Origin of the sequence: Vibrio sp. 10N.247.311.13, from assembly GCF_041467595.1 — a bacterium.
GTDB classification, from domain to species: domain Bacteria; phylum Pseudomonadota; class Gammaproteobacteria; order Enterobacterales; family Vibrionaceae; genus Vibrio; species Vibrio crassostreae_C.
Window position 1 is genome coordinate 1 of sequence record NZ_JBFSUX010000001.1, and the last position, 13,497, is coordinate 13,497.

The 13,497-nt window shown below is 44.5% G+C and carries 12 protein-coding genes; 4 read left to right on the forward strand and 8 right to left on the reverse strand.

Features of this window, described 5'->3' with window-relative positions; genetic code table 11:
* Positions 1 to 308: 308 nt before the first annotated feature.
* Entirely contained in the window at positions 309 to 1,559 is a 1,251-nt protein-coding gene (gene glyA, locus AB6E52_RS00005; protein WP_017066387.1) for a serine hydroxymethyltransferase, read from the reverse strand.
* Between the two features lie 347 nt (positions 1,560 to 1,906).
* Between glyA and AB6E52_RS00010 the strand changes: the two genes are divergently transcribed.
* Positions 1,907 to 2,509, forward strand: a complete 603-nt coding sequence (locus AB6E52_RS00010) for a YitT family protein (RefSeq protein ID WP_102319956.1) — start codon at positions 1,907 to 1,909, stop codon at positions 2,507 to 2,509.
* Positions 2,510 to 2,690: 181 nt separating this feature from the next.
* Here AB6E52_RS00010 and treC read toward each other — a convergent pair whose 3' ends face one another.
* The 5 genes from treC to gmhB all read right to left on the reverse strand — a co-directional run bounded on the left by treC (position 2,691) and on the right by gmhB (position 8,222).
* A complete protein-coding gene (treC, locus tag AB6E52_RS00015; RefSeq protein WP_102319955.1) occupies positions 2,691 to 4,376 on the reverse strand; it encodes an alpha,alpha-phosphotrehalase in 1,686 nt (561 codons plus the stop codon).
* A gap of 141 nt (positions 4,377 to 4,517) precedes the next feature.
* Positions 4,518 to 5,942 carry a PTS trehalose transporter subunit IIBC gene (treB, locus tag AB6E52_RS00020; protein ID WP_102319954.1) on the reverse strand — a complete coding sequence of 475 codons (1,425 nt, stop codon included), beginning with the start codon at positions 5,940 to 5,942 and terminating at the stop codon, positions 4,518 to 4,520.
* A 205-nt stretch (positions 5,943 to 6,147) separates the two neighbouring features.
* The gene (gene treR, locus AB6E52_RS00025) at positions 6,148 to 7,092 is read right to left on the reverse strand and encodes a trehalose operon repressor TreR (protein ID WP_017060760.1); all 945 of its coding nucleotides are present in this window, start codon (positions 7,090 to 7,092) and stop codon (positions 6,148 to 6,150) included.
* Positions 7,093 to 7,183: 91 nt separating this feature from the next.
* A complete protein-coding gene (locus tag AB6E52_RS00030; protein WP_017060761.1) occupies positions 7,184 to 7,525 on the reverse strand; it encodes an MliC family protein in 342 nt (113 codons plus the stop codon).
* 112 nt (positions 7,526 to 7,637) lie between these two features.
* On the reverse strand, positions 7,638 to 8,222 hold the full coding sequence (gmhB, locus tag AB6E52_RS00035; RefSeq protein ID WP_017060762.1) for a D-glycero-beta-D-manno-heptose 1,7-bisphosphate 7-phosphatase: 585 nt from the start codon (positions 8,220 to 8,222) through the stop codon (positions 7,638 to 7,640).
* A 207-nt stretch (positions 8,223 to 8,429) separates the two neighbouring features.
* Here gmhB and metN point away from each other — a divergent pair, with 207 nt between their 5' ends.
* From metN to AB6E52_RS00050, 3 genes are all read left to right on the forward strand, one after another.
* Positions 8,430 to 9,464, forward strand: a complete 1,035-nt coding sequence (metN, locus tag AB6E52_RS00040) for a methionine ABC transporter ATP-binding protein MetN (RefSeq protein ID WP_017060763.1) — start codon at positions 8,430 to 8,432, stop codon at positions 9,462 to 9,464.
* Positions 9,454 to 10,137: a methionine ABC transporter permease gene (locus AB6E52_RS00045; protein ID WP_017060764.1), complete on the forward strand. Its 684-nt coding sequence runs from the start codon at positions 9,454 to 9,456 to the stop codon at positions 10,135 to 10,137. Before metN ends, AB6E52_RS00045 begins: the two co-directional genes overlap by 11 nt.
* Positions 10,138 to 10,218: 81 nt before the next feature.
* A complete protein-coding gene (locus AB6E52_RS00050; protein ID WP_019824947.1) occupies positions 10,219 to 11,028 on the forward strand; it encodes a MetQ/NlpA family lipoprotein in 810 nt (269 codons plus the stop codon).
* Between the two features lie 91 nt (positions 11,029 to 11,119).
* Here AB6E52_RS00050 and AB6E52_RS00055 read toward each other — a convergent pair whose 3' ends face one another.
* Complete coding sequence (locus tag AB6E52_RS00055) at positions 11,120 to 12,325, reverse strand: carbohydrate porin (RefSeq protein ID WP_102319953.1); 1,206 nt, start codon at positions 12,323 to 12,325, stop codon at positions 11,120 to 11,122.
* Positions 12,326 to 12,717: 392 nt separating this feature from the next.
* Positions 12,718 to 13,494, reverse strand: coding sequence for a Zn-ribbon-containing protein (locus tag AB6E52_RS00060; RefSeq protein WP_102319952.1), 777 nt, complete (start codon positions 13,492 to 13,494; stop codon positions 12,718 to 12,720).
* Positions 13,495 to 13,497 lie beyond the last annotated feature (3 nt).

A 13,497-nucleotide genomic window follows, 5' to 3' on the forward strand; every position in this document is an offset into this window, starting at 1 on the left:
AAGGGTATGAACTCGCTAAGTCTCTTGATTAACCAGACTTGTGATCAAGAGACAGCCTATTAAGGAGCCTCTAGTATCAATATTTTTCAAAGTAGTTGTTTGAAATTCTAGGAGAGCACGCGGAGCTTACGAATGTAAGTGAGCATGCTCGACAACGTAATACCCAAAAAAACAAAAAAAGCTCCCAACAGGAGCCTTTCAAATCGTATTTTTCAATCAAATAGCTTTAGTTCAAGGAAAAGGCGCGGAGTTTACGAATGTAAATGAGCACCTTTGACACAGAAATTAAGCTATTTGAGCCAGAAAAATTAAGCGTAAACAGGTAGACGCTTACAGATCTCTAGTACTTTTGCTTTAGTCGCTTCGATAACAGACTCATCACCCATGTTATCTAGGATGTCACAGATCCAACCTGCTAGCTCTTTCGCGTCTGCTTCTGAGAAACCGCGACGAGTGATAGAAGGAGAACCGATACGGATACCTGAAGTAACGAATGGGCTACGTGGGTCGTTTGGTACTGAGTTCTTGTTTACAGTGATGTTTGCTGCACCTAGTGCTGCATCTGCTTCTTTACCTGTGATGTCTTTGTTGATTAGGTCAACTAGGAACAGGTGGTTCTCTGTAGAACCTGAAACGATGTTGTAACCACGAGCTAGGAATTCAGCAACCATTGCTTTTGCGTTAGCAACAACGCGTGCTTGGTATTCTTTGAACTCTGGCTCTAGAGCTTCTTTGAACGCTACTGCTTTACCAGCGATAACGTGCATTAGAGGACCACCTTGGCCGCCTGGGAATACTGCTGAGTTCAGCTTCTTGTAAAGATCTTCGCCTTCGTTAGAAAGGATTAGACCACCACGAGGACCCGCAAGCGTTTTGTGCGTCGTTGTAGTTACTACGTGAGCGTGTGGCACTGGGTTCGGGTAAACGCCTGCAGCGATTAGACCTGCTACGTGAGCCATATCTACGAACAGGTAAGCACCTACTTTGTCAGCGATTTCACGCATGCGCTTCCAATCACAGATTTGAGAGTAAGCAGAGAAACCACCGATGATCATCTTAGGCTTGTTCTCGATAGCCAGCTTTTCCATCTCTTCGTAATCGATTTGACCCGCTTCATCGATACCGTAAGGGATGATGTTGTAAAGCTTACCAGAGAAGTTTACTGGAGAACCGTGAGTTAGGTGACCACCGTGTGCTAGGCTCATACCTAGAACCGTATCGCCTGCATTTAGTAGTGCCATGTATACAGCGTTATTTGCTTGAGAACCTGAGTGAGGCTGTACGTTTGCGTACTCTGCACCAAATAGTTCACATGCACGTTCAATTGCTAGAGTTTCAACTTTGTCTACGTACTCACAACCACCGTAGTAACGCTTGCCTGGGTAGCCTTCAGCGTATTTGTTTGTTAGCTGAGAACCTTGAGCTTCCATTACACGTGGGCTTGTGTAGTTTTCTGAAGCGATAAGTTCGATATGCTCTTCCTGACGAAGAGTTTCTTCTTGGATAGCTGCGAATAGATCCGCATCGTAATCAGCAATGTTCATGTCACGCTTAAGCATCTGTATCTCCTGACTCAGATTGTACTGAAAGTTTCAAAAAAACCACACAACGACCGAAAGCAAACGTTTCCGTCACCGTTTTGATGTGACGCATTCTACATAATTTGATCTAGGTCATAAAGAGCTAATTGCAATTTTATCATGCAGTTTTTTCATAATCACAAATAAGATTCATCATGGTTATTAAGCTTATCCAACCAAAGATGACGCTTACTGTCAATTTTACGATTTACACCCTGTAAAACGCAGATTACATAGGTTTACCTTAATTTTGCCCCTCTAGCTACCGAAAGCTAAGGTTTTTCTCTACTATGCACGCCTTTATTGGTTAGGTAATTATAAAAACGATGGAAAAACACTCACGTAAAGAAGATTGGGTAGCAATCCTCACTGGCACGTTTTTAGTGGCGTTAGGCGTCTTCTTTTTACAGTCAGCGAACCTGCTTACTGGTGGCACTACTGGCTTGGCTCTGCTTTTGAGTCAATTTATGCCGGTAACCTTTGGTATTTTGTACTTTATTGCTAATTGCCCATTCTACTTATTAGCATGGAAACGATTTGGCCGTAGCTTTGCTATTAGCAGTGCGATTTCTGGTGCTTTAGTGTCTGTGTTTGCCGATCATTTATACTTAGTTATCTCGCTAGAAGTTCATAACGAGATCTATTGTGCTGTTGCCGGCGGCTTATTAATGGGCTTAGGTATGCTAATCCTATTCCGTCACCGCTCAAGTCTGGGTGGCTTCAACGTACTGTGCTTGTTTATCCAAGACCGCTACGGTATCTCGGTAGGTAAAACACAAATGGGTATTGATGCATGTATTCTGTTTGCATCGTTCTTCTTCGTGTCACCTTGGGTGATTGCCGTTTCTGTATTAGGCACCGCAGTATTGAACATCGTATTGGCAATGAACCACAAACCAACTCGCTACTCGGTGAATTACGCGTCTTAGAGTTCATTACCTGCTCTGTCGTTGCTGGCACTCGATGCTCAAACTTCTCGCAAGTAGACTCGAGGCACGATATTCCAGCCATCACTAAAACAAAAAAGGCTTTGGGGAGCACTCCAAAGCCTTTGCAGAAGCCCAATCCTTTAAGGGGAATAAGAATCAAGCTTCTTAAAATGAAACAAGGTTAACCTTCAATCAAGAGAATACGAGTCTCGTAAGGACGTAAGACTTGATGATGTAATGCAACTGAAGTGTTCGCTTGTTGATAGTTAGACAACAGACTCTTCGCCTTAGTCATATCAAAACGTTCCGGTAAAACGCACTCCGCCTCTTCACCATAATAGTTGTTAATACACAGCAAGGTTTGCCCTTCGTTCTCACGTGCATATGCAAAAATGGATGAGTGATCAGGCAATAGATCTTGATAGCTGCCATCTGTAATCACTGGCACTTGTTTACGTAACTCAATCAAACTCTTATAGAAATAGAAAACAGAGTCTTTGTCTTCCAGTGCTTGCTCAGCGTTAATCCCAGGGTAATTATTCGCTACATCAAGCCATGGCTGAGCTTGTGAGAACCCTGCGTAAGGCTCACTGTTCCATTGCATTGGTGTACGAGAGTTATCACGAGATTTCTGCGCTAGAATCGCCATCATATCTTGATGAGCCACACCATCACGGTTAACCATGATGTCGTACATATTGGTACTCTCAACATCACGATACTGGCTGATGTCAGTATAGCCAGGGTTGGTCATACCAATCTCTTCACCTTGATAGATATAAGGCGTGCCTTGCATCATGTGCACAGAAGCAGCCAACATCTTGGCCGACTCAACACGATATTGCTGATCATCACCTAAGCGGCTCACCACTCGCGGTTGGTCGTGGTTACACCAAAACAATGCGCCCCAGCCCTTGCCGTTCAAACCCGTTTGCCAATGATTGAAGATCGACTTGAGCTGTAAGAAATCAAACGGCGCATTGGTCCACTTCTCACCATTGGTGTAATCGACCTTAAGGTGGTGGAAGTTAAACACCATCGATAGCTCACTGTTATCAACGTTTGAGTATTGCTGGCAGTGTTCCAACGTGGTTGAAGACATCTCGCCTACGGTCACGCTGCCGTACTTCTGAAATACCGCTTCGCTGATCTCTTTCAGGTATTCGTGTACACGTGGACCATCGGTATAGAAACGACGGCCATCACCGATATCATCATTAGGAAAGTCTTGCTGCTTCGAAATCAGGTTGATCACGTCCAAGCGGAAACCATCAACGCCCTTCTCAGCCCAGAAGCTAATGACGTCTTTCACTTCTTCGCGTACAACCGGGTTCTCCCAGTTAAGGTCGGCTTGCTCTTTCGCGAATAGGTGTAGGAAATACTGACCCGTCGCTTCATCCATTTCCCATGCATTACCACCGAACTTAGACTGCCAGTTGGTTGGTGCTTGGCCGTTTACAGGATCTTTCCATATGTAGTAGTCGCGGTATGGGCTGTTTTTATCACCCAATGCTGACTGAAACCACGCATGTTCTGTTGAGGTGTGGTTTACCACGATATCCATCACGATACGAATACCACGTTGGTGCGCTTCAGCCAGCAATAGGTCGAAATCTTCCATGGTGCCGAATTGCGGGTTAATCGCGTAGTAATCTGAAATATCGTAGCCGTTATCGATCATTGGGGATGCGTAAAATGGGGTTAACCAAATGGCATCCACACTCAAGTGTTTAAGATAATCCAGTTTTGAAATGATCCCTTTGATGTCGCCAGTACCTTTACTGCCACTGTCACAAAAGCTCTTTGGGTAGATTTGATAGATGGTTGCGGTTTTCCACCAACTTTCATCATGCTCAGTCATCGCCATCTCTAACACTCACTTACCAGAAAATATAAAATAAAAATCACCATGTGAATCATGGTCGAATAGCCGTTATAACTAAAAGAAAAAGCTATAACTAAGAGAAAAAGCGATGGCTCACTTTGGAGTCATCGCTTATTAAATGCATTACGCGTTGGCGGTTTCTAGTTCGCCTTTCATCTGTGCTCGTTTATAGAAGAACAGTGTTAACGTGACGGGTAGTACAATCGCCACCAGCATCGCAATTAAGTAAACAGACCAATATTGCGGTTGAATCGATAAGATGCCTGGCAAGCCACCAACACCGATACCATTCGCCATCACTCCTGCACTACCACAGATAGCAGCCGCAGCGGCACTGCCGATCATTGCGCTCAGCATTGGGAATTTGTATTTAAGGTTGATGCCGTACATCGCTGGCTCTGTTACACCTAAGTAAGCAGAGATTGCAGCTGGAACCGAGATATCTCGTTCGCCTTCGCGTTTGCTTAAGATGATGATGCCAACAACCGCTGAAGCTTGTGCAATATTTGATAGCGCAATCAAAGGCCAGATTGGTGTGCCGCCTAAGTCTTGCATCAGTTGTAGGTCGACGGCATTGGTTGTGTGGTGAATACCTGTAATAACCAAAGGTGCGTATAGGAAGCCAAAGACTACTGAACCAAGAATCGCAAAGTCACCCGTCATTGCCGCTTTAGCCGCGAATGCCACGCCATCGCCTAACATACGGCCAAATGGGCCAATGAAAGCGTGCGCTAGAATCACAGACAAAATAATCGATACAAATGGCACAACCACTAGGTACAAGTAAGCAGGGACGATACGCTTAAGATTGGTTTCAATGAACGCCAAAGCCACACCCGCTAACATCGCTGGGATCACCTGAGCCTGATAACCGACCTTCTCAATCACGAACAGCCCAAAATCCCATACCTCAGGTACCGATTTACCTATCATGTATGCGTTCATGAGTTGTGGTGAAACTAAGGTCACACCGAGCGTGATACCCAAAATAGGGGTTCCGCCAAGCTTCTTAACCGTAGCCCAACACACGCCAACCGGTAGGAAGAAGAAAATAGCTTCGCCGATCAACCATAAGAAAGAGTGAACGGTTGCCCAGAATTGACTGATTTCAACGAGGGTTTTGCCGTCGAACATGCGAATGTCGCCAATCACATTACGGAAACCAAGAATCAAACCACCTGTAATGATGGCAGGCAGCAGTGGTACGAAAATTTCGGCTAAATGGGAGATACCACGCTCAAGGAAGTTCATGTTTTGACGAGCAGCCAGCTTCGCCTCATCTTTTGATGATGCCTCTTTACCTGTCTGTTCAATCAGAAGTGCGTACACTTCATCAACTTCAGTGCCAATCACAACTTGGAATTGGCCTGCATTAGTAAAACAGCCTTTTACTAGCTTCAGTTTTTCGAGTTCAGCTTTGTTGGCCTGCTCTGTATCGTTCAATACAAAACGCAGTCGAGTCAGACAGTGGCTGACACTCGCAATGTTTTCTTTACCACCGACTAACTCGATAAGACGCGCAACGTCTTGCTTCGCTATCTTACTCATACTACCCCACCCTGGTTTCATTCAATTACTCATCTAAACCATGCAAGCTATAATCACTCAGACTTAGATTTATGGGAACATTCCCAATTACGGTTATTATAATGCCCGTATGAATGATAAATTAAAATGGGAACAATCCCATTAATTGAAAGAGATCACACTCTAATTTTAATCTAAGCCGTTCAATTTCGCTTAATTGAGTGGATTATAGAATAGGAGATTGCGTATGATGAGAGATCTCTGAATTGCCTAAAAGCTGAGAGATCAATAGATTAGCAGCCAACTTACCTGCAGATTGGTAACCAGGATCAATGCTAAATACTCGTGGGAATAAGAAAGAGAGAAGATCATTACCACCAACGCCAGTGACGACCACATCTTCACGTTGTAGTTCTTGCAGACGCTTGATTACACCAAGAGCCAGCGTATCACTGGCACAAACGATCGCTTGAGTCGCGGGAGTTAACACCTCATCCACCAGCTGATAAGCACTTTCGTGATGAAGTTGACCAGTACGATAGTTTGCCACTGAACCTGTGTTTTCACACCAATCGAGATAAGCCTTAAGACGCAGTTCACCGGTTGATTTATCACTAGGATCAACCCCGATAAAGCCAACGTCAGAGATCCCTTGATCCGATAAATGCACCAACGCACTATTGATCACCTGTTGGTTATCATAGTTAATCGACGTCACGTTCTCGGTATCCAGAGCAATCACCACCGCTTTGTGTTCCCAAGCTTCGATTGCCGGAATATCGCAGTCAGTAAAACCAAATACAATAATGCCATCAACGTTACGACGCTTTAGAACTTGCAGGTGCTCATTGGCTTTATCTCTATCAAGTTGGCTTTCCATGATCACGACATCGTAATCCGCTCGATACAACTCGGCCAGCATCGTACTTACCGCTTTGTTTTCAGAAGGAGAGTCCAGACGAGAAATGATTACGCCGATGACTTTTTGACTGCCACCGCGCATCGATTGCGCAGATTTTGAAGGCGTGTACCCAGATTCTTGAATTACTCTTTCCACCCTTTCACGGGTTTCAGGTTTCACTTTTGGATCATTGGTCAGAACGCGTGATACGGTTGACTTACCAACACCGGACAGCTTTGCAATATCAAGAATAGTGAGTTTTTTGCTCATAAAAAGTCTAACGTTAAAGGGAAGAGAAGAAAAAGTGAGGGTAGATTCCCTCACTTAACTGTTTGTAAATACTAGCAGTTCTTACTATGACTTACTTTTGGCAATTTCGATAGACTACGCGACCAAGTTCTAGACGCGCATTGTCACCTTTCGTGCGCAAAGTGATGCTGTTAATCATCTCTGAAGTGCCATCATCTAAGATGTATTTGGTTCCTGAGCCCGCTGGAACTTGAGTCAGGCGGTATTCATTATCAGGCAAGCGTAGTACCGCTTTTTCATTATCAAGGTAAGACACATCAAACGAGACGTCAGACTCACATTGATAAGTCGCGAATTGATCATTCGATGTTGCGCTATCAGTCTCAGGGGCTGCTGATTTAGAGCACCCAACCAATGCTACTGTACATAGAGATGCTACCAACATAGCTTTCATACTTCGTTCCTCATCTTTATATAGTCAACGACACTTAGCCTATTCACAGGTTCGAACAAACCTAATGTAAGTGCCTAATGATAGGTCCATACCTTAGTGATAAATAAAACGTTTAGCCTTTTAAGAAAGCGGGTACGTCTTTAATGCTATCAAGTACCACGCTAGCCAACGCTTCACCTTTTTCAGTGATGGGTTTACCCGTTCTTACCAAGACTTTAGTACCAACACCTGCTGCTTCTGCAGCCATCATGTCTTCCGCTTTATCGCCGATCATGACCGAGTTAGCCATATCAATCTTCAGAAAGTCACGAGCAGAAATGAACATGCCTGGCTTTGGCTTACGACATTCACAATCTTGCTTGTAGTCACCAATACCGTGCTCAGCGTGGTGAGGACAGTAATAAATGCCATCGAGCTCGACACCATTATCAACAAAGTTCCAATCCATCCACTGCGTTAAAGAAAGAAAACGGTCTTCACTAAACATGCCGCGAGCAATACCAGATTGGTTGGTCACTAGCACCAATAAATAACCCATATCTTTAAACGCTTTCGCCGCTTCAAACACACCATCGATGTATTCAAAGTCATGCTCATCATGTACGTAGCCGTGATCAACGTTAATCACTCCATCACGATCTAAAAAAACAGCAGGTTTAGACAAAATTTTGTTCTCTATCAACTCTCTATTAATCATTAATTATTACACGCTTTATTTGCTTCATCACTATCTATTTAGTTTTGCGTTCGTTAACGATTTGTTTCTAGCTTAGCCATACAATCGACGTTTAGCCGTCTAGACGTAAAAATATCTATTGACTTAGATCATAGAACACCATAGCATCGTCTGTAAATCGAGCGAGCTATCGACATATTATTCTGTTCTACCTGCACGGGTTTCTCTATGATTAAAGTGAATCAAGTCAACAAGGTTTTTTATCAAGGTACTAAAGAAATCAATGCCTTAATTGATATCAACCTCCACATTCCTCAAGGTCAAATCTTTGGAGTCATCGGCTCTTCAGGTGCAGGCAAAAGTACCCTAATCCGCTGTGTAAATATGTTGGAAGCACCGACCTCTGGTGAAGTGATTGTTGACGGTATCGACCTAACAAAACTCAGCAAATCAGAACTTAGCGAAGCGCGCCGTAACATCGGCATGATATTCCAGCACTTCAACCTGCTGTCTTCTCGTACTGTATTTAACAATGTAGCACTGCCTTTAGAACTTGCTGGTAAAGATAAAGCGATTATTGAAGCAAAAGTGAGTGAGTTACTTGAACTCGTTGGCTTAGCGGATAAGCGAGACACCTACCCGGCAAACCTAAGTGGCGGTCAAAAGCAGCGTGTTGCGATTGCTCGTGCACTGGCCTCTGATCCGAAAGTACTGCTGTGTGACGAAGCGACCAGCGCATTGGACCCTGCGACCACTCAATCGATTCTTGAGCTACTGCGTGAAATCAACCGCAAGCTGAACATCACTATCCTGCTTATTACGCACGAGATGGATGTAGTGAAAAGCATTTGTCACGAAGTGGCGATCATTGGCGGTGGTGAATTGGTAGAGAAAGGCACAGTTGGTGACATCTTTGCTCACCCTAAAACTGAACTAGCGCATCAATTCATTCGTTCAACGTTGGATCTGACGATCCCTGAAGATTACCAAGCACGTTTGCAAGAGACTCGCGTAAACAGCAGCTACCCGCTGGTGCGTCTTGAGTTTACTGGTGCAACGGTTGATGCTCCGCTAATGACGCAAATCGCACGTAAATTCAATATCGATGTCAGCATCTTAAGTTCTGACCTTGATTACGCCGGTGGCGTGAAGTTCGGCATGATGGTCGCTGAACTGTTCGGTAATGAAGCAGATGATAATGCTGCTATCCAATTCCTACGCGACAACAATGTAAAAGTAGAGGTGCTTGGTTATGTCCTTTAGTTTCAACGAGATTGCTGACTGGATCAGCCTTAACGGTAACCTTCTATTAGGCGCAACAGGCGAAACGCTTTACATGGTTGCTGTTGCAGGCATTGTTGGCTTCGCGGTCGGTATTCCACTAGGCGTGATTCTGCATACGACTAAAAAAGGTGGCCTGTTAGAGAACACCAAAGTAAACAAGATTCTAGGTGCGATTGTGAACGTGGGTCGTTCAGTGCCTTTCTTAGTGTTGATGGTTGCGATTATCCCACTAACTAAGATGCTGATTGGTACCTTCATAGGCACAACAGCAGCGATTGTTCCATTGACGATTGGTGCTATCCCATTTGTGGCTCGACTTATCGAAAGTGCACTACTTGAAGTACCAACAGGTCTAGTAGAAGCGGCTCAATCAATGGGCGCAACACCAACACAAATCATCAATAAGGTTCTGCTTCCTGAAGCACTACCGACTATTATCAACTCAGTAACGATTACGCTAGTGACACTTGTGAGCTACTCAGCAATGGCGGGCACGGTTGGTGGCGGTGGTCTAGGTGATGTCGCGATTCGTTACGGATTCCACCGTTACGATGTGACCATCATGGCTGTAACGGTAGTGATGTTGATTGTGCTTGTACAAATTATTCAATCAATCGGTGATTCCTTAGTTCGCCGCGTTGACCACAGATAAAGACTCAGCGCTAAAACGCAAACTCTCTAAAACAAGAGTCGTCTGAACCAAATTAAATAGATTTATTAAAAGGAGATTATTATGAAATTTAGCCTTAAAGGTTTACTAACTATCGCAGCAGCAGCTTCAGCGCTAGTTCTAGCAGGTTGTGGCGATAAAGAAGTGGATACTTCTAAAGTAAAAGTTGGCGTAATGGCAGGTGCAGAAGCGCAAGTTGCTGAAGTGGCAGCTAAAGTAGCGAAAGAGAAATACGGCCTAGACGTTGAACTGGTTACTTTCACGGATTACGTAACACCAAACGCAGCTCTAGATGATGGTTCTATCGACATCAACGCATTCCAACACGCACCGTACCTAGATCAGCAAGTGGCTGACCGTGGCTACAAGCTAACTATCGCTGGTAACACGTTTGTTTACCCAATTGCGGGTTACTCTAAAGAAGTGAAATCGGTAGACGAAATCCAAGACGGTGCTCGTATTGCTGTACCAAACGACCCTACAAACCTAGGTCGCTCTCTACTTCTTCTTGAGCAACAAGGTCTTCTTGAACTTCGTGAAGGCGCAGGTCTTCTAGCTACAGTTCGCGACATCGTGGGTAACCCTAAGAACCTAACGATTGTTGAACTAGACGCAGCTCAACTGCCACGTTCTCTTGATGATGTTGCTCTATCTATCATCAACACAACTTACGCGAGCTCTATCAACCTGACTCCACAAAAAGATGGCGTATTCGTTGAAGACAAAGATTCTCCTTACGTAAACCTAATCGTTTCTCGTGAAGACAACCTAAACGCTGAAAACGTACAAAACTTCGTTAAAGCTTACCAAACTGAAGAAGTGTACAACGCAGCTTCTGACATCTTCCAAGGTGGCGTCGTTAAAGGTTGGTAATCAACTAAACGACAGCACTGTATAGGTACCCGAAGGGGCTGACATAACGTCAGCCCCTTTTTGTTGGTTAGGATTTACCAGAAAGTTCGACTTACCACCAAGCTTCCACTTGCATGCCAACGCTCATTTCACTGTTTTTACCTTCACCGAAGGCATTGTCGTTTTCAGCATCATTCAGGTAAGTGGCGAAGATACGGAATTCAGGACGAGACCAGAAACCCACTTGTGGAACCCAAGCCTGAGCGATGGTGAATTTACCACCTGCCCCATCTTGGTTATCAATCGTTTCTACAAAACCACCAATTTCAAGAATGGTACGCATGCGCTTGTCCCACTTATAAAGCGGACGAATAACTGCACTGAAAGAGTCATCATCACTGTTATTAGCACCCACACCGGTTGACGCGGCATAACGCACAGTATGGCCAAACTCAATGTTCTCACCAATCGCAAGCACGCCCCAGTTAATCAAACGGAAACCCTCGGCGTCGTTGTTGTTTGCATCACGAACAATGCCTTTACCCGTTCCAAAAGTCGTCATCTGCTCGGCATAACCAGAGTTAGCAACCTGTAGAATAGTTTTATTGAAGCCGCCTGATAGGTTTTGATTCAGGCTCGCCGTTAGCATTACGCTGTCATCCGCATCTACCGTTTGACCTTGTTTTTCATTGGCGAAGTTCATATCAATACCGACCTCAAGATCCGCATTGTTCCACAATGGAATGCCTGCATAACGCACATCAGCAATCATGGCTGTGGTTTCTTTGCCATCAAACACATCGCCAGTCACCGTGTCTTGAATCAAAGCCACCGATAATTTACCAGGGCCCATATTGATGTGTTCAACGCCGGCACCAATACCACTTACATCCCAGTAGTAGTTATCAACGATGTGCACATCATGACGTTGGTAGTAGCGCTCACCCGCCCAAATCCCAATGTCCTTATCTTCAAAAAGCCCTACCGCTTGAACATTCAATTGCACCACATCCACGCTTTTATCCGCGGCATTCTCATCTTGGCCCTGCCAGTACGACAACATGGAATCAACTACAAATGAAACGTCGTCCTCAGCATACACCTCTTTCTTAAAGCCAAACTCGCCATACAGGTCATTCTCGTTGCCGAGTCGCCCAACTTTACTCACCTCCCACTTGCTGTTTGAGCCACCTTCATTACTCAGGCCAACGCCTCCGCGCATGTAGCCATTGAACTCTAATGGTGTGGTTTCATCAGCGTATAAATTAGGTGCAAGTAAAGCCGTAGAGAGTGCAGCAGCAATAGGTAACAGTTTCATCGTCCATTCCTTTCAGATCTAGAATCAGGTTATTATTTATAAATGGGAACATTCCCATGGGATCGATCCCATTTATATTGAGCAGAATATAAATTGAAAGAGAACTGATTGATTACTGTGATCCAGTTAACTATTGAAATAATCAAAAGTTGATGAGTGTGGGATTATTTTGGTGAATACTTGAGGGCTACAGAGAGAGATAGACAGCACAAAATGAGCGCATTTAAGGGCGAAATAGGTTCAACAATATTGGCAAGCCCAATACTTGATTAATGCTCAACATGGAGGGCAAAGAAAGAGAAAGAGAAGCTAACAGTGAGAAAACAAAGGAATAAGTATCGAAGTATTGATTAACACTTCGATACTTTGAATCGATAATTAAGCTTTATGGATTACTTAAGGTGATCCCAAGAGATGTTTGATACCAATCGGCAGTCATCACACTTGAAATAGAAAATATCGTGGATAGGCGCATCTAGCAGCCATTCACCACCACATTGCGGGCATTTGCGCTCTTTTTCATCTTTCAGGCTGATTCCACCGACACGGTATAAGTAGTAGTAGGTTGGAACCTTAGTCAGATATTCAATGCGCCCTCTTAGACCCCAACCGCGTTTAAACAGCACACTCTTCGTGTCACTGATCTCGGTTAGCGTTGCATGTTCCGCGCGACAACCACCACCCATTTGTACTTCATCACAGGCTTGCCATTCTGTCTGCCATTTCAGCACAGCTTTATGGTCGCCATTAAATGTAGGTGGGTTGCGATACAGAGGGATAGGCAGCAAACTATCACCACTGCGCAGCGGTGAACAGGTATGAACGAACGTTGTATACAGTACTTGCCAGCTTGGAGCTTCGTCTTCAGCTACTTCTTCTGAGTTAAGATCTCGCCCCAATAAACGCATTTTAGGCGCTAGTAGGCTCGCGTTAGACAAGCGATCAAAACACACTTTCACAAAGTCTGAGTGATTACGCGGGTGCAAGCTATCTTGCTCCGGGCACACAACGCGAACATAGAATTCACCATCGCCCATCACGATTGGGAACTCACGACCTAACACTTGTCCGTTATAACGAAGTGCATCCATTAAGCCATTAACCGCCTTGTCGACAGCGCTTACCGTTGTGTTATCAAAACACTCAAATTGAAGTTCTAGTACGTACATCTA

Excerpts from the sequence above, each read along its gene's own strand:
- treR (WP_017060760.1), bottom strand. The coding sequence starts at position 7,092 with ATGAGCAAAAAACTCACTATTCTTGATATTGCAAAGCTGTCCGGTGTT.
- AB6E52_RS00010 (WP_102319956.1), top strand. The coding sequence starts at position 1,907 with ATGGAAAAACACTCACGTAAAGAAGATTGGGTAGCAATCCTCACTGGC.
- metN (WP_017060763.1), top strand. The coding sequence starts at position 8,430 with ATGATTAAAGTGAATCAAGTCAACAAGGTTTTTTATCAAGGTACTAAA.
- treC (WP_102319955.1), bottom strand. The coding sequence starts at position 4,376 with ATGGCGATGACTGAGCATGATGAAAGTTGGTGGAAAACCGCAACCATC.
- gmhB (WP_017060762.1), bottom strand. The coding sequence starts at position 8,222 with ATGATTAATAGAGAGTTGATAGAGAACAAAATTTTGTCTAAACCTGCT.
- AB6E52_RS00055 (WP_102319953.1), bottom strand. The coding sequence starts at position 12,325 with ATGAAACTGTTACCTATTGCTGCTGCACTCTCTACGGCTTTACTTGCA.
- AB6E52_RS00060 (WP_102319952.1), bottom strand. The coding sequence starts at position 13,494 with ATGTACGTACTAGAACTTCAATTTGAGTGTTTTGATAACACAACGGTA.
- AB6E52_RS00045 (WP_017060764.1), top strand. The coding sequence starts at position 9,454 with ATGTCCTTTAGTTTCAACGAGATTGCTGACTGGATCAGCCTTAACGGT.
- treB (WP_102319954.1), bottom strand. The coding sequence starts at position 5,942 with ATGAGTAAGATAGCGAAGCAAGACGTTGCGCGTCTTATCGAGTTAGTC.
- AB6E52_RS00050 (WP_019824947.1), top strand. The coding sequence starts at position 10,219 with ATGAAATTTAGCCTTAAAGGTTTACTAACTATCGCAGCAGCAGCTTCA.
- glyA (WP_017066387.1), bottom strand. The coding sequence starts at position 1,559 with ATGCTTAAGCGTGACATGAACATTGCTGATTACGATGCGGATCTATTC.
- AB6E52_RS00030 (WP_017060761.1), bottom strand. The coding sequence starts at position 7,525 with ATGAAAGCTATGTTGGTAGCATCTCTATGTACAGTAGCATTGGTTGGG.